The sequence below is a fragment of the Salipiger abyssi genome (assembly GCF_001975705.1).
GTDB classification, from domain to species: domain Bacteria; phylum Pseudomonadota; class Alphaproteobacteria; order Rhodobacterales; family Rhodobacteraceae; genus Salipiger; species Salipiger abyssi.
The window spans coordinates 117276-139104 of record NZ_CP015090.1; the positions used below are offsets into that span (position 1 = coordinate 117276).

Genomic DNA, 21829 nt, shown 5'->3' on the forward strand with positions numbered 1-21829 from the left:
CACAATTCCAGACCAGGAGACCCTCATGATCACCCGTCACATCCCGGGCAAGATTCACCACCGCGTCGTCGAGCATGGCGACACGCTTTATATCGGCGGGCTGGTTGCCAGCGACAAGAGCAAGGACATGAAGGGCCAGGCCGAAGAGATCTTCGGCAAGCTCGACGAGCTTCTGGCGCTGGCCGGCAGTTCCAAGGAAAAGCTGCTCTCGGTGACGATCTACTCCGCCGCCTTCGATCAGAAGGACGGCTTCAACGCCGCCTGGACCGAGTGGCTGGATCCGGCGCATTTCCCGGTGCGCGCCTATATCGGCGGTGCCGAGCTGTCCCCGGGCACGCTGGTCGAGATCACCACGGTGGCGGCGAAGTAAGCCGCGCCTTCCCCTATCTCCCCGACTGGCCCTCCGCTGCGGCGGGGGGCTTTTTTGTGCGTATCCGTCAGGCGGGCAGGGGAGAGGTCCCGGGTCGAGCCCGGGAAGGGTGCGCCTCCCGCCCTGGACTTGATCCGGGGCCTCCACGCCCGCCACGCATGAAAACGCCCGCCGCATGCGCGCGGCGGGCGTAACACCTTGCGAAGAGAGGCCGCTCAGATCTGCGCCAGCGCCGCGTCGAGCTTGGCCCTGCCATAGAGCGCCTCGGCCCGTTCCCGGCTCATGCGCCCGTCGCGCAGGTCGCCCGCCAGCGCCACCGGGTCGCGCTCTGCCGCATCGCCGTAGCCGCCGCCGCCCGGGGTTTCCAGCCGGACGTTCTCGCCCGCCTCCAGCGTCAGATTGGCGATCATCGGGCTCAGCTCCTCGGCATGATCGCTGCCGGCGTTCTTCACCAGATTCGCCGGGCGCCCCGCCGTGCCGCCGCGTGCGCCGGGGGCGCCCTCGCGGTGGCCGTCGGAGCGGGCGGTGAAGATCACCCCGCCATGCGGCGCCGAGATCTGCCGGGCGATGCCCATGCCGCCGCGATAGCGCCCGGCGCCGGAGCTGTCCTCGACCAGGGCGTATTCGTCGACGATCAGATCGTATTCGATCTCCAGCGGTTCGATGGGCAGGTTGGAGGAGTTGGTGACATGCACATGCACCCCGTCCATGCCGTTCCCCAGCGCCCGCGCGCCGGCGCCGCCGCCGATGGATTCGAGATAGACATAGCCCTCGTCCCGGCCCCGGCGCTTGCCGGCAAAGACCATCACCGGCACGATGTCCTGCCCGGCGGCCTGGCCGCGATCCTCGGGCAGAAGCTGCGAGAAGGCGCCGATGAGCGCACGCACCACCTTGTTGCAGGTGATCGAGCGGGCGCCGGTGGCGGCGGGCTGGCGCGGGTTCAGCAGGCTGCCCTCGGGGGCGGAGATCTCCACCCCGTCGAACATGCCGGAATTGGGCAGGAGATACGGGTCGAGCAGCGTCTTGACCACGTATTAGACCGAGGCGTTGAGCGCCGAGGCCACCACGTTGAGCCCGCCGCGCGCCTGCGGGCCGGTGCCCTCGAAATCGACAATGAGCCGGTCGCCCCTGACCGTGACATTGGCCTGGATCGGCACCTCGACCGGGCCGAGCCCGTCACTCTCGATCTTGGAATGAAAGCTTGCGGTGCCGTCCTGCATCTCGGCGATGCGGTTGCGCAGGCGCTGCGCGGTATAGGCAAAGAGATCCTCGACCAGTTCATCGACCTTGTCGGCGCCCAGCGTATCGGCGAGCTCGCGCATCAGCCGCGCGCCGCGCTCGTTCGCCGCCGCCTGCACCTTGATGTCGAGCCAGCGTTCCTCGGAGGAGCGCGAGTTGAGCGAGATCATCCGCAGCAGATCCTCATCCAGCACACCGGCGCGGAAGAGCTTCATCACCGGCAGCCGCAGCCCCTCTTCGAAGATCGAGGTGGCGCCGCCATGGATCGAGCCCGGCACGGTGCCGCCGACATCCGAATGGTGGCCGATATTGGCGGTGAAATAGCGCAGCCGCCCGTCGGCAAAGACCGGGGTCACCACCGAGATATCCGGCGTATGCGTGCCGCCCGCCACATAGGGATCGTTGCAGATGAAGACGTCGCCCTCGACCATGCGCTCGATCGGATAGGCCTTCAGCACCGCGCCGACCGAGCCCATGAGCGAGCCCAGATGCAGCGGGATGTGGCTGGCCTGTGCGATCAGCCGCCCGTCGGCGGAGAACAGCGCCACCGAGCAATCCTTGCGCTCCTTGATGTTCGACGAGAACGAGGCGCGGATCATCGAGGTGCCGATCTCGTCGGCCACCGCCAGCAGACGGTTGGTAAAGACCTCCATGGCGATGGGGTCGGAGAGGGCGGGTTTGCGTGTGTCGTTCATGGCTCAGACCTCGATAATCATGGTGCCCGACGCATCCACGCGCAGCCGCTGTCCCGGCTCGACAATGGTGGTCGAGGACATTTCCTGGACGATGGCGGGGCCTTCGACATAGGGCCCGACGGGCAGGCGGGCGCGTTCGTAAAGGCTGGTCTCGTACCAGCCGCCGTCGAAATAGACCTGCCGAGAGCCGATCACCGGGTCGCCCTCCTGCGCGCTGTAACCGGTCTCGGCGGAGGCCGCCGAGGCGCCCTTGACCGAGAGCCGCAGGTTGACGATCTCGACCGCGCGGTCCTCGATGTCATAGCCGTATTCCTGCCGGTGGGCGGCGCGGAACCCGTCGAGGAAGGTGTCGTAGCCGGCCTCGGGGCCGTCGAGCGCCACCTGCACCTCGTGGTTCTGCCCGTCATAGCGCGCATCCACCACATAGAGCATGGCGCGGCGGTCTTCCGGCACGCCCTCGTTCTCCAGCCAGGCGTTGCCCTGCTCCAGCATCTCGCGAAAGGCGGTGCCGATCTCCGGCCAGCGGTCGGGCGAGGCGGTGGAGACGCCGGTGCGCACGAAATCGAACCCCACATCCGAGAGCAGGATGCCGCGGGCGCACATGGTGCCGGGCTGGGCGGGCACGATCACCGTCTTCATGCCGGTCTCGACCGCCACGGCGGCGGCGTGCAACGGCCCCGCGCCGCCATAGGCGAAGAGCGCGAAATCCTGAAGCCGGTGGCCCTTTTCGGTGGAGACCGCGCGGATCGCCCGGCCCATATTGGCCACGGCGATGCGCAGGATGCCAAGCGCGGCCTCTTCGACGCTCAGCCCCAGCGGTTTGGCGATCTTGTTCTCGATGGCGGCGCGGGCGGCCTCGGTATCCACCTGCATGCGCCCCGAGAGCAGCGTGTCGGAGGCGAGCCGGCCCAGCACCAGATTGGCGTCGGTGGTGGTGGGCTCGGTGCCGCCCTGGCCATAGGCGACGGGGCCGGGATAGGCGCCGGCCGAGCGCGGCCCGACCTTCAGCGCGCCGGCATCGTCCAGCGCCGCGATGGAGCCGCCGCCGGCGCCGATCACGTTGATATCGAGCATCGGGCAGCGCACCGGGTAATCCGCCACCAGCCGCGAGGTGGTGAAGGCCGGGCGACCCTCTTCGACCAGCGACACATCGGTGGAGGTGCCGCCGACATCATAGGTGACGATATTGGGATAGCCCGAGACGCCGGCCACCTTGGCCGCGCCCACCACGCCCGCCGCCGGGCCGGAAAGGCAGGTGCGCACAGGGAAGCTGCGCACCGCGTCCACCGACATCAGCCCGCCATTGGAATGGATCGTGCGCGGCGCGCTTTCGATGCCGATATCAGCCAGCCGTTGCAGGAAGCGTTCGAGATAGCGGTCCATGCGCGGCCCGACATAGGCGTTGATCACCGTGGTCGAGAAGCGTTCGAACTCGCGGAACTCCGGCAGCACCTCGGACGAGATCGAGACATAGGCGTTTGGCAGCACCTCGCAGACGATCTCGGCGGCGCGGCGTTCGTGGCGCCCGTCGCGATAGGCGTGCAGGAAGCAGATCGCCACCGCCTCGGCGCCGGCGTCGCGCAGGGTTTCGGCGGCGGCGCGCAGCTCGCCCTCGTTCAGCGGCTCCAGCACGTCGCCATCGGCGTTCAGCCGTTCGGTGACCTCCAGCGCCATGTAGCGCTCGACCAGCGGCTCGGGTTTGGTGATGGCATAATCGTAGAGATGCGGGCGGGTCTGGCGCCCGATCTCCAGCACGTCGCGCGCGCCTTTGGTGGTGATCAGCCCGGTCGGCACGCCGCGCCGCTCGATCACCATATTGGTGGCCACCGTGGTGCCGTGGCCGACGAATTCGAAGGCCTCGGGCGCGACGCCCAGCTCTTCGACATAGTGGCGCAGGCCGGTCTCGATCGCCTCGGACGGGTCGTGCGGCGTGGAGGAGGTCTTGAAGTGGATGGCCTTGCCGGTTCCGGTCTCGAGGGCCGTGAAATCGGTGAAGGTGCCGCCCACATCGAAGCCGATACGGTACATTGTGTCAGGTCCTTTGCAGTCAGTCTTATTGCGCCGTCGGCATCAGCAGATCGGGCAGGAACAGCGTGATCTGCGGCACGAAGGCCACCAGAAGCGCCACGGCGATCATCGCCAGGTAGAATGGGGCCAGCGAGCGGGTCAGCTCGCCCATGCGGATGTCGGCCACGGTCATAACGGTGTAGAGCACAAGTCCCACCGGCGGGGTGATGGTGCCGATCATCATGGTCACCACCACGGTCACCCCCAGATGCACCGTGTCGATGTCAAAGCTCGACGCGATGGCCAGCAGCGTCGGAACCAGCAGCACCAGCGCCGCCAGCACCTCCATGAACATGCCGACGATCAGCAGGATCACGATGATCAGCGCGATCGCCGCCGCCTTGGAGACGAAGAGATCCTGCATCAGCCCGACCATCTCCAGCGGCAGCCGCTGGATCGAGATGATCCAGCCGAAGACCGCAGAGACCGCGATGATGAAGAGCGTCGCCGCCGAGGTCCGCACGGTGCCGAGCAGCGCCTCGGCGATCTGCCGGCGGTCGAACCCCATGGAAATCGAGCCGATCACCAGGATATAGAGCACCACCACGACCGAGGCTTCGGTGGGGGTGAAGACGCCGGCGAGGATGCCGCCGAGCAGGATCACCGGCGCCATCAGCGCGGGCAGCGCGCGCCAGAAGGCGGTGACCACCTCGGCAAAGCTGGCGCGCGGCAGGCGCGGCGCGGTCTCGCGCCCGGTGACCACCAGCAGGTAGATGATCACCATCAGGGCAAAGCCGCTCAGCAGCCCCGGCAGCGCGCCGCCGAGAAACAGCCGCCCGACGGATTCCTCGGCGAGAAAGCCATAGACCACCAGCGTGATCGAGGGCGGGATGATCGGCCCCATGGTGGCCGAGGCGGCGGTGACGGCGGCGGAGAAGCGCCTGGAATAGCCGGCCTGCTCCATGGCGCGGATCTCGACCGAACCGAGGCCCCCGGCATCGGCGACGGCAGAGCCGGACATGCCGGCAAACAGGATCGAGGCCACCACGTTGACATGGCCCAGCCCGCCGGTGATGTGGCGCACCAGCACCCCGGCAAAGGCAAAGATGCGCTCGGTCACGCCCATGCCGTTCATCAGGTTGCCGGCGAGCAGGAACATCGGGATCGCCAGCAGCGAAAAGCTCTCGATGCCGCCCGAGGCGCGCAGGGTGAGCTGGATCTCCGGCAGCCCGGCCAGCAGGATATAGACCGCCGAGGTCACCAGCATGGTATAGGCGACCGGCAGGCCGAGGATCAGCAGCCCGAAGAAGAGCGCGAGAAAGATCGCGGTGGTCATGTGTCGGCCTCCGCCGGTGCGCCGCGCAGCTCGGTCCAGACCGCCTCCAGCGCGAAGAGAATGGTCATGCCCGCGCCGATGCCGAAGGGCAGCAGGATCAGCACGAATTTCGAGGTCAGCGGCCCCTTGGGCACGGTGCCGAATTCCAGCCGCGACATCAGCGGGTAGAGCTGGCGCACCTGGGTGATGACATAGGCCAGCACCGCCACCACCAGCAGGTGCAGCACGATGCGCAGCCAGCGCCGCAGCGCCGGGCGGGTGAGAGTGTCGAGCAGGTCGAGCCCGATATGGCCGCCCTCGCGATAGACCAGGGCGGCGCCCAGAAAGGTCATCCAGATCAGCGAGATTTCCGCGATGTCGTCGGTCATGTGAACCGGCGCGTTGAACACGTAGCGCGAGACGATCTGGACGCTGAGCGCGCCGATGATCGCCACTGCCAGCGCCGCGCAGAACCAGAGCGTCAGGCGGTGCAGGCCGGAAAGCAGGGTTGTCATGGCAAGGGTCCGGGTTGGGGATGCGCGGGCCGGAAACCGGCCCGCGGCGCCTGTCCGCGCGGTGGCGGGATTACTTCATCGCCTGGATCTGATCCCACCAGCCTTCGGGCAGCAGCCCCTCTTCTTCGAAGGCCGGGACCGAGTCCGCGACTTTGGCGGCAAAGGCCGCGCGGGTCTCGGCGGACATCTCGCAGAAGGTTACGCCCTCGGCCTCCATCGTGGCGCGGTTGGGCGCGGTCTGCTCCTCGACCAGCGAGACGAAGTAATCGCCCGCATCCTCTGCGGCCTGGGTGACGATGGCCTTGTCCTCGTCGGAGAGCTGCTGGAAGGCGCTTTCGGCGACATAGACGGAGTTCTGCGGATACATCATCTGCGCGTCGGTCACATAGGGCAGAACCTCGTAGAATTTCGAGGAAAAGACCTGCTCACCGGCGCTTTCGGCCATATCGGCGACACCCTGGCTCAGCGCCATGTAGGTCTCGCCATAGGCGATGGTGACCGGCACGGTGCCGATGGCTTCCCAGCCGGCGACGAACATCGGCAGGTTGGGCGAGCGGGCGCGCTTGCCGGCGATGTCCTCGGGGCTTTCGACGCAGGACTCTTTGGTCAGGAAGACGCGGGGCAGGCGGAACCAGTTGGTGGCGAGGATACGGACGTTGAACTCGTCGCGCAGCCGTTGCTGGAGCCCGGCGGCGAGATCGCTTTCCATGAAGGCGAGGAAATGGTCCTGATCCTCGAAGACGAAGGGAATGTCGACCACGCCGAACTCGGTGACCAGGTTCGAGGCGTTGGAGCCCGAGGAGATATAGCCCTCCTGCGCGCCCACCGCCATGGCCTCGATCTGCGCCGGGCCGGAGCCGAGCTGCGAGCCCTCGTAGAAATCGACCTGCACGCGGCCCTCGGTGCGCTCGGTCACCAGCTCGGCAAAGCGCTTGGAGGCCTGGGTGACCGGCGCGCCGGGCGGGTTGATGCCGCCGAAAGTCCATTTGACATCGGCGCTGGCGGGCGCGGCGAGGAGGCCGGCGGCGAGCAGGGCGGCGAGGGAGAGACGGGTATATGTCATGGTGGGATCCTGTTGGTTTTTCAGTTTGGTTGTTGAAAGCGTTGCGCCGTAAAGTTGGCGAATTCAGGGGGCCTCTGCCCGTTCATGATCCACTGCGCGAGCGGCCCACGGTGAGCCGGCGCGAGGGTCACGCCGGAATGGGTCGTGGCGACGAAGATCCCCGGATGGGTCGGCGATTCGTCATAGACCGGGTGGCCGTCCGGGGTGAGCACGCGGAGGGCGGCCCAGCTTCGCACGATCCGCAGATTGCCGATCGCCGGGAACAGCCGTACCGCGCGGCTGGCGAGCTGGCGCATGCCGGCGCCGGTCGAGCGATCTTCGGCGGTCTCTTCCTTGGTGTCGCCGATCAGGATCGTGCCCTCGGCGGTCTGTCGCAGGCCGGAGGTCACCGCCGGCAGCACCGGGGCGCTGCGCTCGGTCACCAGGATCTGGCCCTTCTGCGGCAGCACGATCTCGGGAAAGCCGAAGGGCCGGGCGAGATCGTTGGTCGCCAGCCCCGCCGCGATCAGCACCTTTCCGGCGCGGGCGCAGAGCCCGTCGGCGTCGATGCGGTAGCCGGCGTCTTCCGGGGTGATGGCGGTCACGGCGATATTCGACATCAGCGTCGCGCCCGCCTGCTGCGCCGCGAGGCTGAGCCCGCGATAGAGCGCCAGCGAATGGCAGGCGCCGTCGAGCGAAGACACCGAGGCGCCGCTGACCTCGGGGCCGATGCCCGGCATGATCCCGGCCAGCTCGTCGCGGTCGATCATGCGCACGTCGTCGCCCGGCAGCTCATGCGCCGCGACACGCCCGATCATCGCGGCGCGCTTGTCGAATTCCGCCTCGCCGAGACAGAGATGCAGCCCCAGCCCGGTCTCGTAATGGGTATCGACACCGGCAAGCTCGCGCAGCTCGTCCTGAAGCTCCGGCCAGGCGCGCACGGCGCTGCGCGTCCATGTGGCATAATCGCGGCTGTTGGCGCCTTTGCTCTGCGCCCAGACCAGCCCAAAATTGCCACGGCTGGCGCGGAAGCTGGTGTCGGAGGCGTCGAGGATGAGCACCCGCGCGCCATCGCGCGCCATGCCGAGCGCGGTGGCCGTGCCGACGAGCCCGCCGCCGACAACCACGATATCCCAAATGCCCAGATCCTTCACCTTGCTCTCACCGTCGCTGGAAAATGTCGCGAGGATTAAGCGACCGGGGTTGCCATAACGCAAATATCAATGCCTTCAGTTGATATTCTGAAATGTTATAGTGGCGTCACCGGAGCGCCGCGATAGACGGGGGCCCGTGACATCTCTTGCCCCGGCGCCGTCACGGGTGGGTGCGCCTATCGCGTCTCCTTATATATGAAGATAGCATTATATTATAGGTGATGCGCTTATCCCGCTTCGGGGTGATTCAAGGTGCTGCTCGCGGCGGTGGCTGGCCATGCGCCGGCGTTCTCGGTTCAAATAAGCCGCAAACCCGGGTTGTAAGCGCACAATCCCTGAGCGCTTGGTGGATAACGTGGCTTCTAGCTATGACATGAAATTATTTCTCTTGTCTGAAAATTGGGTCCAAACAAATGTATAAGCGACCTTCGCAGATCGGCACGCGACCGGCGGATGTCTCGGATTGTGATTTCGGCACAAGGCGAAAGGACCTGACATGTCGCGGAAGATGCATCTTGCCCTCCTGACCAGCGGCGCTGGCAACCATGTGGCGGGCTGGCGCATGCCCGACGCCGAATTCGGCTCGGAAAACCTCGATCTGATCACCCGCGCGGTGCAATCCGCCGAGCGCGGTTGTTTCGACATCGCCTTCTTTGCCGACAGCCTGCACGGCGCGCCGGACGCGCCCGCGAAGAACGTCACAAGGCTGGAGCCGCTGACCCTGCTGGGCGCGCTCTGCACCGCGACCTCGAAGATCGGCCTCGCCGCCACCGTCTCCACCACCTATTCCGAGCCTTATAACATCGCCCGCGCCTTTGCCTCGCTCGACCGCATGAGCAACGGGCGCGCCGGCTGGAACGTGGTGACCGGGGCGAGCCCCGAGGCGGCGGGGAATTTCGGCACCGATCCCTTCCCGGATCACGCCGCGCGCTATGGCCGCGCGCGGGAATATCTCGATGTCTGCAAGGGGCTCTGGGACAGCTGGGACGATGGCGCCATGGTCGGCGACAAGCAGAGCGGCACCTATGTCGATGCCTCCAAGATGCACCGGCTGAACCACGAGGGCGAGCATTTCTCCGTCAGGGGGCCGCTCAATGCCAACCGCCCGCCACAGGGCTATCCGGTGATCCTTCAGGCCGGCGCCTCGCCCTCCGGGCTCGATTTCGCCGCGCGCACCGCCGATGTGGTCTTTGCCTCGCAGCAGATGCTGGAAGATGCGACCGTGTTCTCCGACAAGCTGCGCGGGCTGGTGGAGGCGGCCGGCCGCCCGCGCGACGCGCTCAAGATCCTGTTCGGGGTGATGCCGGTTATCGGGCGCACCGAGGAGGAGGCGAAGGAAAAGGTCGCCGCCCTCGGCGCGCTCTCCGATCCCGATGCGGCGATGCGCGCGCTCTGCGACCGGGTGGGGCATGATCTCACGCAATGCGATCTCGACGCGCCGCTGCCCGAGTTGCCCGAGACCAATATGATGCAGGGCCATTCGGTGGTGCTGCGCAAGCTGGCCAAGACGAAGAACATGACCGTCCGCGAGCTGCGCGATTATGTCGGCGCCAGCTCCGGCCACCGGCTGGTGATGGGCACGCCCGACCAGATTGCCGACGATCTGGCCCTTTGGTTCACCTCTGGCGCCGCTGACGGTTTCATGGTCCTGCCCGCCTATCTGCCGGGGCCGGTGGACGATTTCGTCAACGAGATCATTCCGCGCCTTCAGGCCAAGGGTCTGTTCCGCACCGCCTATGAGGGCAGCACGCTGCGCGACCATCTGGGCCTGGACCGGCCACCGCACCCGGCGCAGGCCGCCGCCCCGGCGCGCGAACCCGTTTCCGCAAACTGAACCGATCCGGGCCAACCCGGACACCACCCAACTGCCGCAACAGAGAGATATCCAACCCATGTCACCGCTAAAGCCGAACCGCCGACAGATCCTCGCGGGTCTTGCCGCGTCCGTTGCCATTCCCGCCCTGCCGCAGCTTGCCCGTGCCCAGGGCAGCGCCACGCTGACCGTCGCCACCGGCCCGGTGCCGGTCTATCTCAACGCCGCGCTCAGCACCGGCGGCGGCGAGGCGGCGGTTTCGGGCAAGATGATGGACGGCCTGCTGACCTATGGCGAAGGCATGTCCCCCGAGCCGCAGCTTGCCGAAAGCTGGGAGGTCTCCGAGGACGGGCTGACCGTCACCTTCAAGCTGCGCCCCGGCGTGATGTGGCATGACGGCGAGCCCTTCACCTCCGAAGACGTGCGCTTTTCGGTGATGGAAGTGCTCAAGGTGTTCCACGGTCGCGGCCGCGCCACCTTTGCCAATGTCACCGAGATCGAGACTCCGGACGAGCTCACGGCCGTCTTCAAGCTGACCAAGCCGGCGCCCGCGATGATGTCGGCGCTGAACGCGCAGGAAAGCCCGATGCTGCCGGCGCATGTCTATGTCGGCACCGACATCCAGCAGAACCCGGCCAACCTCTCGCCCATCGGCACCGGCCCCTATAAATTCGTCAGCTACGCCCCCGGCGAGACGCTGGTGATGGAGCGCAACCCCGATTACTGGGACGAGGGCAAGCCGCTGATCGACCAGCTGATTTTCCGCTACATCTCCGACGGCTCGACCCGGGCTGCGATGCTGGAGACCGGCGAGGCCGATCTGGTGGGCTCCAGCCAGCTTCCGACCATCGAGATCCTGCGCTTCCAGAGCCTTGACGGGTTCGAGGTGAACGGCGCGGGCTATGAGCATACGCCTTCTATCCACCTGTGCGATTTCAACCTGCGCCGTCCGCAATGGCAGGACAAGCGGGTGCGCCAGGCGCTGAACTTTGCCATCGACAACAAATGGGTGGCCGAAAACGTTTGGTTCGGTCTCGCAAGCCCCGGCACCGGCCCGCTGCACGTTCAGCAAAAGGCGTTCTACACCACCGAGGGCGTGCCGAATTACGATATCGACCTGGAAAAGGCCGAGGCGCTGCTCGACGAGGCGGGCTATCCGCGCGGCGAGGACGGCTGGCGGTTCTCGATGGTGATCGACGCGGTGCAATATGGCGAAGAGCCGCCGCGCGCCGCCGAGTACATGCGCGAGCAGTTCCGCGAGATCGGCATCAATGCCGAGGCGCGGGTGAACGATTTCGCCGCCTATGTGAAGCGGGTCTATACCGATCACGATTTCGACCTGACGAGCTACACCGCCTCTGCTGGCGCCGATCCGGCGATCGGGGTGCAGCGGTTCTACTGGTCGAAGAACATCAAGGACGGCGTGCCGTTCTCGAACGGCTCGGGCTATGCCAGCGACGAAGCGGACGCGCTGCTCGAAGCGGCGGCGGTCGAGACCGATCTGGAAAAGCGCAAACAACTCTATGCCGATTTCCAGGCCGTCGCGATGGAGGACGTGCCGGTGATCCAGCTTGTCTACGACGCCAAGAAGACGATCACGAGCACCAACGTGAAGGATTACGTTCAAGGCGCGCTCAGCTTCTTCGGCAATTTCGCAGACGTGCATAAAGACGCATGAGCCTGACCGAGACCTCTGCCCGGCGCGCCCCCGTGGCGCGTCTGGCCCTGCCGCCCTGGGCGCGGTTCCTGCTGGGCCGGCTCGGGCAGGCGCTGCTTGTCATGGCGCTGGTCGTCATCGGCAATTTCGTCATCATGCAGATGGCGCCCGGCGATCTGGTCACCGTCATCGCCGGCGGTGCCGACATGACGCAGGAGCAGATGGCCGATCTGCGCGCGCGTTTCGGGCTCGACCTGCCGCTGCTTGTGCAGTTCTGGAATTATGTCGCGCAGCTTCTGACCTTCGATCTGGGCTATTCCTACCGGATGAACGCGCCGGTCTGGGAGGTGCTCTCGGCCCGGCTGCCGACCACCGCCGCGCTGGTGGTGCTGTCGCTGCTGTTTTCGGTCACCATCGGCACGGTGATGGGTGTTGTCTCGGCCCGCAGGGCCGGCACGCTGACCGATATGGGGATCAACGCGGTGGCGCTGGTCCTTTATGCCGCGCCGAGCTTCGTGGTGGCGATGCTGCTGGTGCTGGTGTTCTCGGTCAAGCTCGGCTGGTTCCCCATCGCCGGGCTGACCACGGTTTCGGCGGGCTATACCGGCTGGGCGCTGGTCAAGGACATGGCGGCGCATCTGGTGATGCCGGTCACCGCGCTCTGCACCTTTTACGTGGCGATCTATGCCCGGCTCGCGCGCTCTACCATGCTGGAAGTGATGGATCAGGATTATGTCCGCACCGCCCGCGCCAAGGGGCTGAGCGAGACCCGCGTGATCTACGTTCATACCTTGCGCAACGCGCTTTTGCCCATCGTCACCATGGCGGGGCTTCAGGTCTCCACGGTGCTCGGCGGTGCGGTGGTGGTCGAGACCGTCTTTGGCCTGCCGGGCATGGCGCGCACCGCCTATGACGCGGTGTTCCAGCGCGACACCACCATGCTGCTGGGCGTGATGTTCGTCAGCTCGCTCGCCATCGTCATCGTCAATCTGGCGGTGGATCTGCTCTATACCGTTCTCGATCCCAGGGTGAGCCTGAAATGAAACCCCCGTCGCAAATCCGGCGCTTTCTGCGCCACCCGTCCGGGGCGGTTGGGCTGGCGCTGCTGCTGTTCTTCGTGGCGCTGGCGCTGGCCGCGCCCTATCTCTTCCCGCAGGGGCCCTACAAGATGGTTGCCCGCCCGATGCTCTGGCCCGGGCAGAATCCCGATCTGCTGCTCGGCACCGACTCGCTGGGCCGCGACCTGCTGGTCTCGGTGGTCTATGGCGCGCGGGTGTCGCTGCTGGTGGGGCTCTCGGCGGCGCTGGCCTCGGCCATCGTCGGGGCCGCGGTGGGGCTGGTCTCGGGCTATTTCGGCGGCTGGATCGGCGATATGCTCATGCGCATCACCGATGCGTTCCAGACGCTGCCCTCCTTCCTTGCGGCGATCCTGATCGTGGGGCTCATCGGCCCCTCCATCGGCACCATCGTGACCTCTATCGCGCTGGTGAGCTGGCCCATGGTGGCGCGGCTGGTGCGCGCCGAGGTGCTGCGCATCAAGACGCTGGATTTCGTGCAGGCCTGCCGCATCATGGGCATGCCCGACTGGCGCATCATGCTGGCCGAGATCCTGCCCAACTCGCTGGGGCCGATCATTGTCGCCACCTCGCTGCTGGTCGCCAATGCCATCATCATCGAGAGCGGGCTTTCGTTCCTCGGCCTCGGCGATCCCAACATGATGAGCTGGGGCGGGGTGATCGGCAACGGCCGCTCGGCACTGCGCATGGCCTGGTACATCACGATGATCCCGGCAGGCGCCGTGGTGCTGACCGTGCTGGCCCTGAACCTGATCGGAGACGCGCTGAATGACGTTCTCAATCCTCGACTCCGCAAGGGCTGAGCCGGTGACGACGGCGCCGCTCTTGTCCCTGGAGGATGTCCGCATCGACCTGCGCCCCGGCGTGCCGCTGGTGGAGGCGCTGAGCTTTGACGTCGCCCCCGGCGAGGCGCTGGCCATCGTCGGCGAGAGCGGCTGCGGCAAGTCGCTGACCTCGCTTGCGGTGATGGGGCTTTTGCCGAAGAACCTGAAGGCGGGGCAGAGTGGCAAGATCGTCTTCGAGGGCATGGATCTGGCCACCGCCTCCGAGGCTAAGCTGCGGGGGCTGCGCGGCAACCGGCTGGCGATGATCTTTCAGGATCCGCTTTCGGCGCTGAACCCGGTGCTGAGCGTCGGTGCGCAGATCGCCGAGGTGCTGACCGCGCATGCCCGCATGAGCAAGGCGCAGGCAAAGGCGCGCGCCATCGAGCTGTTGGGTGAGGTCGGGCTGCCGCGCCCGGATCTGCGGTTCGGCGACTACCCGCATCAGCTTTCGGGCGGCATGCGGCAGCGGGTGACCATCGCCATGGCCATCGCCTGCGACCCCAAGCTGGTGATCGCCGACGAGCCGACCACGGCGCTCGACGTGACGGTGCAGGCGCAGATCCTCGACCTGCTGACCGAGATCCGCAAACGCACCGGGCAGAGCCTGATCCTGATCACCCACGATCTGGGTGTGGTGGGCGAGGTCGCCGACCGGATGATCGTCATGTATGCCGGCACCGTGGTCGAGGAAGGCCCGGTGGCCGAGGTGCTGAGCCGCCCCAAACACCCCTATACCGCAGGCCTGCTCGCCGCGCGGCCCTCGGGCAGCTATGTGCATGGCGGGCAGGCGCTGAGCGATATTCCCGGCACCGTGCCCGCGCCCGATGCGCGGCCCGAGGGCTGCCTCTTTGCGCCGCGCTGCGCCAGGGCCACCGCCCGCTGCCGCGAGGCACGCCCGCCGCTCGACCGCTCGGGCCCCCGCGCGGTGCGCTGTTTCTTCCCCGTCGACGGAGCCCTCGCATGACCCGCTCGCTGGAACTGGTGAACCTCTCGCTGCACCACCCGACCCCGGCGGGGCCGCTGCGCGCGGTGGACGGCGTGAACCTGACGCTCAACAAGGCCGAGACGCTGGGGCTCGTGGGCGAATCCGGCTGCGGGAAATCCTCTCTGGCGCGCTGCGTGGTGGGGCTCAACACCCCGCAGGAGGGTTCTGTCGTGGTGGGCGGGCAGGCGCTCGGCACCTCCGCCGCAGACCGGCGCGCCGCCGCGCAGCGGGTGCAGATGGTGTTTCAGGATCCCATGGGCTCCCTCAACCCGCGCCACACCGTGCGCCGCAGCATCGAGCAGCCGCTGAAGATCCACGGGCGCGGCAGCGCCGCCGAGCGCCGTGCGCGGGTCGAGGAGCTGGCCGCGCAGGTGGGGCTTGGCCTGCATCTGCTCGACCGCTATCCGCATCAGATCTCGGGCGGGCAGCGGCAGCGGGTCTCCATCGCCCGGGCACTGACGCTGGAGCCGGAGCTCATCGTCTGCGACGAGGCGGTCTCGGCGCTGGATGTCTCGGTGCAGGCGCAGGTGCTGAACCTGCTGACCAAGCTTCAGCGCGATCTGGGCGTGTCCTTCCTGTTCATCTCGCACGATCTGAGCGTGGTGCGCTATGTCTCGCACCGGATCGCGGTGATGTATCTCGGCCAGATCGTCGAGCTCGGCGATGCGGAATCGGTCTGGGCCGAGCGCCGCCACCCCTATACCCGCGCGCTCACCAGCTCGATCCCCGATGCCGCCGGCGGCATGCGCGGCGAGCGGCTGACCGGCGATGTGCCCTCGGCGGTGAACCCGCCTTCGGGCTGCCCGTTCCGCACCCGCTGCCGCCACGCTCAGGCGATCTGCGCCGAAGAGCGCCCGGCGCTCACCGACGACGGGCTGCCGCATCTTGTCGCCTGCCATTTCGCCCGGGACTTCGCTCCCCTAGAACGTGAGTCACCGCCCAGACAGGCGGCGACGGCACGCTGACAGCAGGAAGGTCGAGATGAGCAAGAGCGATCCGAAGAGGCTGCGCCTTTCTGCCTCCCACTGGGGGGCGTTCCGCGCCGAGGTGGTGGATGGCGCGCTGCGCCGCATCGAGCCGTTCGAGCACGATCCCGAGCCTTCGGGGCTCATTCACGCCTGGCCCGAGATGCTGACCTCGCCGCTGCGCGTGGCCGCGCCGCTGGTGCGCGCGGGCTGGCTGAAGGGCGATGGCGGCGCCGGGCGCGGTGAGGACGAGTTCGTTCAGGTCGGCTGGGACGAGGCGCTCGACCGCGCGGCGGGCGAGCTGGCGCGGGTGCGGCGCGATCATGGCGACGCGGCGATCTTCGGCGGCTCCTATGGCTGGTCCTCCGCCGGGCGCATCCACCACGCGCGCACGCTGATACGGCGGTTTCTCTATGCTTTTGGCGGCTCCACCGATCAGGTGATGAATTATAGCTACGGCGCCGCGCAGGCCTTTATCCCGCGTATGCTGGGCACCAAGGCCGCCATCGGCTCGCATCTGACCTCCGCCGAGAGCATCGCCGCACATTGCGATATCTTCCTCGCGTTCGGCGGGCTGCCGGACCGGACCTGGGCGGTGCAGTCGGGCGGTGCCTCGACCCATGTGCACGGGCGGTTCCTGGCGCAGCTCTCGCGCCTGCGGCTGGTCAATATCTCGCCCTCGAAGGCCGATCTCGACGGGGCGGAGGCGGAGTGGCTGCCGATCCGGCCCAATACCGACACCGCGCTGATCCTCGCACTGACCCGCGAGGTGATCCGCGCGGGCAAGCACGACCGCGCCTTCCTCGACCGCTATACCGCAGGGTTCGAGCCCTTCGCCGCCTATCTCGCCGGCGACAGCGACGGCATCGAGAAGACCGCAGACTGGGCGGCGGAGATCTGCGGCATTCCGGCGGAGACGATCCGCGCGCTCGCCCTGTCGCTGCCCGGCAAGCGGGTGATGCTGGCCGCGAACTGGGCGCTGCAACGGGCACGACACGGCGAACAGCCGTTCTGGGCGCTGGCGGCGCTGGCCGCGGTGCTGGGGCAGATCGGGCTGCCCGGCGGCGGTTTCGGCTTTGGCTACGGCTCGACCAACGGGCAGGGCAATCCGCGTTTCGGCACGCCGCTGCACGGGCTGCCCATGGGGCCGAACCCGGCGAAATCGGTGATCCCGGTGGCGCGCGTCGCCGACATGCTGCTCGATCCCGGCGGGCAGTATCGCTTCATGGGCGAGACCGGCACCTATCCCGATATAAGGCTGGTCTATTGGGCGGGCGGCAATCCGTTCCACCACCATCAGGATCTCAACCGGCTGCGCGAGGCGTTCCGCCGGCCCGAGACGGTGATCGTACACGAATGCCACTGGACCGCCACCGCCCGCCACGCCGATATCGTGCTGCCCGCCACCACCTCGCTGGAGCGCAACGACCTCGGCGGCTCCTCGCGCGAGCCCTATCTTCTGGCGATGGAGCAGCTTGTTCCGCCGCAGGGCGAGGCGCGCAACGATTTCGACATCTTCGCCGATCTCGCCGAGCGGCTGGGCGACCGCGACGCCTTTACCGGCGGGCGCGACGAGATGGGCTGGATCCGCCAGTCCTATGGCCGCGCCGTGCAGGAGATGGCCGCGCGCGGCGTGACCCTGCCGGATTTCGAGCGCTTCTGGGCGCAGGGCTATGCCGAGATCCCGGCGCCGCCCGAGACCTATGTGATGTTCGGCGACTACCGCGCCGATCCGGAGAGGCACCGGCTCAACACGCCGTCGGGGCGGATCGAGCTTTTCCAGAAGGATCTTGTCGCCGAGACCGAGGGGCGCCAGCCCGGCCACCCGGCCTGGCTCGATCCGGAGGAATGGCTCGGCGCGCCGCTGGCAAAGCGCTATCCGCTGCACCTGCTGACGCCGCAGCCGGCGCGCAAGCTGCACGGGCAGATGGAGGGCAGCGCCTATGTCGCCGAGGGCAAGCGGGACGGGCTGGAGCCGGTGCGGATTTCGGAAAAGGCGGCGCGCGAGCGGGGCATTGCCGAGGGCGATATCCTGCGGATCTTCAACGACCGGGGGGCCTGCCACGCCTGGGCGCAGATCGACCCGGCGCTGCATGACGATGTGGCGATGCTGGCCACCGGCTCGGCCTACGATCCCGACGGGCGCGAGGACCGGGGCAGCAACCCCAACGTGCTGACCCGCGATATCGGCAGTTCGGAGATGGGGCAGGGCTGCGCCGCGCAGAGCTGTCTGGTCGAGCTGGCGCGGCTCGACGCGCCGCCGCGCCCGATCCGCAGCCACAAGCCGCCTCGGATCGTGCAGCGACAGGAAAACGGGCAAGAATGACTGGTAAGCCGCAACCGGAACGGGCATCTTCCCCCAATGCCGGGAAAAAGTCTCCTGCCAAGGCAAAGAAGACGCGGCAGGGCGGAGAGGGTACGGAGGTCAAGAGTATGCGGCAACTGACGATGCGCCAGGTCGAGGCCTTCCGTGCGGTGATGCTTCTGGGCAGCATGACCAAGGCGGCGGAGTTCCTCCAGATCTCGCAGCCCGCCGTCAGCCGCCTGATGGCCGACATGCAGGAGAGCCTCGGCTACACCTTGTTTCGGCGCACCCGGCACGGCACCATCCCCACGCCCGAGGCCAAGCGGCTGCGCGAGGAGGTGGGCTCGCTGTTCTCGGGGCTGGAGGAGCTCAACCGCCGCGCCTTCGCGATCCGCGATCTGGAGATCGGAGAGCTGCGCATCGGCACGATCAGCCTTTACGGCAACGGGCTTTTGCCGCAGATCATCTCGCAGTTTCTCAGGGACAATCCCGGCGTCACCGTCAATCTCGAGGTCGATCACCACGACCGCATCGTCGACTGGGTGCAGTCCGACAAGGTGGAGTTCGGCCTGGTGTCGCTGCCCGCCTTCACCGGCGACCTCGATGTGGAGCTGATCTCGGCAGAGCCCGCGGTCTGCATCATGCCGCCGGATCACCCGCTGGCGGGCAAGCGCATGATCGAGCCGCAGGATCTGGCGGATTTCCCGTTCATCGGCTTCCCGCGCTCCTCGCCGACCCGGTTCCAGATCGACCAGATCTTTGACCGGCTGGGTCTGCCGCGCAAGGTGGTGGTCGAGGCGACCACCCATGAGGCGGTGTGCAATTTCGTCGCCGCCGGCGCGGGGGTGTCGATCATCTCGCCCTTCTCGCCCTATCTGCGCGAGAGCAACCGCCTGCTGGCAAGGCCCTTTCACCCGACGCTGATGCGCGAGATCGGGTTGCTGACCCAGCCCAACCGCACCTCGCTGGTCGGCGCGCGGTTCCAGACATACATCGACGAGTATTTCCGCAACGCCACCCGGATGCCGATCGGGACGTCCGATCCCGCCGACCCGGCGCTGGCGCGCGGGCGCTGAGCCGCGTCACGCCTCGGCTGCGGCCCGGGCAAAGGCGCGGTCGAGATCGGCGATCAGGTCGGCGGGATCTTCCAAACCCGCATGAAAGCGCAGCACCGGCCCACCTTTCCATTTGGGATGTTCGCGGCTTTCGGGATGGGCGGGCAGGGCGAGGCTTTCATAGCCGCCCCAGCTAAAGCCGATGCGGAAGCACTCCATGCCACGCAGGAAGGCGTTGATGCGCGCCTCGTCCCAGCCCGGCAGTTCCACCGCAAAGAGCCCGGAGGCGCCGGCGAAATCGCGTTTCCAGATCTCGTGGCCGGTGCAGTCGGGATGCGCCGGGTGCAGGATGCGGCCGGTCTCGGGGCGCGTCTCCAGCCATGCCGCCAGCGCCCGCCCGTTGACATCGTGCCGCGCCAGCCGGACGTCCAGCGTGTGCAGCCCGCGCAGACCGAGATTGACCTCTTCGCTGCCCGCCACCATGCCGAGATCCTGCGTGGCACGGCGCAGGGCGTCATGCGCCGCCTCACTCACCGCCACGACGCCCAGCATCGCGTCGGAATGGCCGGTGATGTACTTCGTCGCCGCGTGGATCGAGACATCGACGCCGTGCTCCAGCGGGCGGAAGTAATGCGGCGTCGCCCAGGTGTTGTCGATGGCGGTGACGATCCCGTGCTTGCGGGCGATGGTGGCGATGGCGGGCACGTCCATCACCTCGAACGTGCCGCTGCCGGGGGTTTCCATGTAGATGAGCCGGGTTTCCGGGCCGATCAGCGCCTCGATCCCCGCGCCGATGGAGGGGTCGTAGAAATCGACGCTCACGCCCATCTGCGCCATGGTCCGCACCATGCTGCGCCGCGCCGGGCCATAGACGCTGTCCACCATCAGCACATGATCGCCCGCCGAGAGATAGGCCAGGTAGACCGCCATGATCGCCGCCAGACCCGAGGGGTAGGCGATGGCGCGGTGGGCGCCTTCGAGCTCCGCCATGGCGCTTTCGAAGGCAAAGCTCGTGGGCGTGCCGACGCGGCCATAGAAGGGCGCGTCAAAGGGCGTGGCGGCGGTGGTGTTGAACGCCTCCATCGAGCGAAAGGAAAAGGTCGAGGCGCGCACCACCGGCGGGTTGACCGGCAGACCGTCACCACCCTCGGGGCGCCCGGCCTGGATCAGTTTCGTGGGATTGAGAGGGGCGGGTTTCGGCTCGGTCATCTCAGGAGACCCCTTCGCTGATACGGGGCAGGTCGTCGCGCTGGCCCCATTCGTGCCAGGACCCGTCATAGAGCCGCGCCGCGCGGCCCAGCCGGGCGAGCTGGAACACCAGGATCGCGGCGGTCACACCCGAACCGCAGGTCGACAGCACCGGCTGGCTGGGGTCGATGCCAGCGGCGCGGAAGGCGGCCTCGGCATCGGCGGGGGGCAGGAAGGTGAAATCGCCCGATTGCGGCAGCATGACCTGCCAGGGCAGGTTGACCGCGCCGGGCATATGCCCGCCCGCGACGCCGGGATAGCCCGAGTCCATGGTGCCGGAAAACCGATCGGGGCTGCGCGCGTCGACCACCTGCGCGCCCTGCTCCAGCGCGTCGCGGATCTCTTCCCAGCCGGCGATGCCGCGCGGCTGGTTGCGGATCGGGAAGAAGGCGGGCTCCGGCGTCTCGGGCGCACCCTGGGCGATGGGCCGGCCTTCGGCCTTCCAGCGCTTCCAGCCGCCGTTGAGGATGCGCACCCGGTCGTGGCCGAAGCTGCGGAACATCCACCAGACCCGGGCCGAGACATAGCTGTCGTCATAGAGCACGATCTGACAGCCCGCGTCGATGCCGAGCGCGCCCACATAGGTGCCGAAATGCGCGCCCGAGGGCATCATGTTGGGATGCGGGCTGTCGGGGTCCGACGCCCGGTCGAGATCGAAGAACTGCGCGCCGGGGATATGCGCCGCCTCGAAATCGGTGCGGGGGTTGCGCCCGGCCTCGGGGATTGCCCAGGAACAGTCCAGCACCCGCAGGTTTTCTGTGCCGAGCCGCGCTTCGAGCGCGTCGGGTTCGATCAGGAAGGCATCGCTCATGCCGGCACCCCCGCGGTGACGCGCAGCGCGCTGCCCTCGATCCCGGTGAGTGGCGCGGCCACGCCGGAGAGCCTTATGCCGGTGCAGCCGCCGGTCCGCGCGGTGCCAAGCCCCTGCGGGTCGAGCGGCACGAAGCGCAGCGACTGGCCCGGCGCGACGGTCAGCCGCGCCCCCAGCGGCTGCGGCAGCCCGGCCAGCGCCGCGACACGACGGGCGGAGCCCTCCGGATCGGTGGCGGCGACGGTCAGCTCGGCGATGCCGGTGGCGCCGTTGGCATGCGGCACGGCGGCGGGGATGCGCAGAGTGCGACCCTCCACATCCTCGATCAGGAAGGGCAGGGCGTCGTCGCCGCCGGCGCCGATGCCGGTCAGCAGCAGGCGCAGCGCCCAGTGGCCGCCCTCCACATCGTTGGCCACGTCATGGGTGGCGCCCAGCGTCACCCCCGCCGCCGCGCCGAACGCGCTGGCCTTGTCCACCGAGGGCACGGTGAGCGACCAGTCGCCGGGGCCTTCGGTCTCGGCCAGGATCGGCCCGAGCCGGTGGCTGGCGGCGCCTTCGGGGGTGAAGGCGGTGAGCAGCAGATAGCTGCCGTCGGCGAAACAGACGAAGCGATAGCTCGCGCCGCCTTTCTGCGTGGCGTCCTTGCGGGTCGAAACGCTGAACCCGGCCGCCTGGAACGTCGCGGTGGCGGCGGCGAGATCGTGAACCAGCAGCACAATGTGGTCGATGGGGGTGGTCATGGAGGACTCCGTT

Annotated in this window: 17 protein-coding genes and 1 pseudogene; 9 read left to right on the plus strand and 9 right to left on the minus strand. The window is 67.8% G+C overall.

Annotated features, from left to right (window positions below; genetic code table 11):
* Nucleotides 1–25 precede the first annotated feature (25 nt).
* A complete protein-coding gene (locus Ga0080574_RS01225) occupies nucleotides 26–370 on the plus strand; it encodes a RidA family protein (RefSeq protein WP_076694370.1) in 345 nt (114 codons plus the stop codon).
* 215 nt (nucleotides 371–585) lie between these two features.
* Here the strand turns inward: Ga0080574_RS01225 and Ga0080574_RS01230 are convergent.
* The 6 genes and pseudogenes from Ga0080574_RS01230 to Ga0080574_RS01255 form a co-directional block, all read right to left on the minus strand.
* Nucleotides 586–2304 (minus strand): annotated as a pseudogene (locus Ga0080574_RS01230) (hydantoinase B/oxoprolinase family protein).
* A 3-nt stretch (nucleotides 2305–2307) separates the two neighbouring features.
* A complete protein-coding gene (locus Ga0080574_RS01235; protein WP_076694372.1) occupies nucleotides 2308–4332 on the minus strand; it encodes a hydantoinase/oxoprolinase family protein in 2025 nt (674 codons plus the stop codon).
* A 25-nt stretch (nucleotides 4333–4357) separates the two neighbouring features.
* Nucleotides 4358–5647 (minus strand): TRAP transporter large permease, encoded by a 1290-nt coding sequence (locus tag Ga0080574_RS01240; protein WP_076694374.1) that lies wholly within the window; start codon nucleotides 5645–5647, stop codon nucleotides 4358–4360.
* Nucleotides 5644–6141 (minus strand): TRAP transporter small permease, encoded by a 498-nt coding sequence (locus tag Ga0080574_RS01245; RefSeq protein WP_076694376.1) that lies wholly within the window; start codon nucleotides 6139–6141, stop codon nucleotides 5644–5646. Before Ga0080574_RS01245 ends, Ga0080574_RS01240 begins: the two co-directional genes overlap by 4 nt.
* A 70-nt stretch (nucleotides 6142–6211) precedes the next feature.
* A complete protein-coding gene (locus Ga0080574_RS01250; RefSeq protein ID WP_076694378.1) occupies nucleotides 6212–7204 on the minus strand; it encodes a TRAP transporter substrate-binding protein in 993 nt (330 codons plus the stop codon).
* Nucleotides 7205–7224: 20 nt separating this feature from the next.
* On the minus strand, nucleotides 7225–8337 hold the full coding sequence (locus tag Ga0080574_RS01255) for an NAD(P)/FAD-dependent oxidoreductase (RefSeq protein WP_076694563.1): 1113 nt from the start codon (nucleotides 8335–8337) through the stop codon (nucleotides 7225–7227).
* A gap of 496 nt (nucleotides 8338–8833) precedes the next feature.
* Here Ga0080574_RS01255 and Ga0080574_RS01260 point away from each other — a divergent pair, with 496 nt between their 5' ends.
* From Ga0080574_RS01260 to Ga0080574_RS01295, 8 genes are all read left to right on the plus strand, one after another.
* Nucleotides 8834–10171 (plus strand): LLM class flavin-dependent oxidoreductase, encoded by a 1338-nt coding sequence (locus Ga0080574_RS01260; protein ID WP_076694380.1) that lies wholly within the window; start codon nucleotides 8834–8836, stop codon nucleotides 10169–10171.
* A 58-nt stretch (nucleotides 10172–10229) separates the two neighbouring features.
* Complete coding sequence (locus Ga0080574_RS01265) at nucleotides 10230–11828, plus strand: ABC transporter substrate-binding protein (protein WP_076694381.1); 1599 nt, start codon at nucleotides 10230–10232, stop codon at nucleotides 11826–11828.
* Entirely contained in the window at nucleotides 11825–12850 is a 1026-nt protein-coding gene (locus Ga0080574_RS01270) for an ABC transporter permease (RefSeq protein WP_083716703.1), read from the plus strand. Before Ga0080574_RS01265 ends, Ga0080574_RS01270 begins: the two co-directional genes overlap by 4 nt.
* Nucleotides 12847–13686, plus strand: a complete 840-nt coding sequence (locus tag Ga0080574_RS01275; RefSeq protein WP_076694384.1) for an ABC transporter permease — start codon at nucleotides 12847–12849, stop codon at nucleotides 13684–13686. The genes Ga0080574_RS01270 and Ga0080574_RS01275 overlap by 4 nt, the downstream gene beginning before the upstream one ends.
* Nucleotides 13652–14671, plus strand: a complete 1020-nt coding sequence (locus tag Ga0080574_RS01280) for an ABC transporter ATP-binding protein (RefSeq protein ID WP_076694386.1) — start codon at nucleotides 13652–13654, stop codon at nucleotides 14669–14671. Before Ga0080574_RS01275 ends, Ga0080574_RS01280 begins: the two co-directional genes overlap by 35 nt.
* A complete protein-coding gene (locus tag Ga0080574_RS01285; RefSeq protein ID WP_076694388.1) occupies nucleotides 14668–15657 on the plus strand; it encodes an ABC transporter ATP-binding protein in 990 nt (329 codons plus the stop codon). Before Ga0080574_RS01280 ends, Ga0080574_RS01285 begins: the two co-directional genes overlap by 4 nt.
* Nucleotides 15658–15673: 16 nt before the next feature.
* Entirely contained in the window at nucleotides 15674–17983 is a 2310-nt protein-coding gene (locus Ga0080574_RS01290; RefSeq protein ID WP_076694390.1) for a molybdopterin-dependent oxidoreductase, read from the plus strand.
* 107 nt (nucleotides 17984–18090) lie between these two features.
* A complete protein-coding gene (locus Ga0080574_RS01295) occupies nucleotides 18091–19038 on the plus strand; it encodes a LysR substrate-binding domain-containing protein (protein WP_076694392.1) in 948 nt (315 codons plus the stop codon).
* A gap of 6 nt (nucleotides 19039–19044) precedes the next feature.
* On the opposite strand, the gene metC is transcribed toward Ga0080574_RS01295, so the two are convergent.
* From metC to Ga0080574_RS01310, 3 genes are read right to left on the minus strand one after another with little or no spacing between them, the layout of a single operon-like run.
* A complete protein-coding gene (gene metC / locus Ga0080574_RS01300; RefSeq protein ID WP_076694394.1) occupies nucleotides 19045–20226 on the minus strand; it encodes a cystathionine beta-lyase in 1182 nt (393 codons plus the stop codon).
* A gap of 1 nt (nucleotide 20227) precedes the next feature.
* Nucleotides 20228–21076 carry a sulfurtransferase gene (locus Ga0080574_RS01305; RefSeq protein ID WP_076694397.1) on the minus strand — a complete coding sequence of 283 codons (849 nt, stop codon included), beginning with the start codon at nucleotides 21074–21076 and terminating at the stop codon, nucleotides 20228–20230.
* On the minus strand, nucleotides 21073–21816 hold the full coding sequence (locus Ga0080574_RS01310) for a VOC family protein (RefSeq protein WP_076694399.1): 744 nt from the start codon (nucleotides 21814–21816) through the stop codon (nucleotides 21073–21075). Before Ga0080574_RS01310 ends, Ga0080574_RS01305 begins: the two co-directional genes overlap by 4 nt.
* Between the last annotated feature and the right edge of the window lie 13 nt (nucleotides 21817–21829).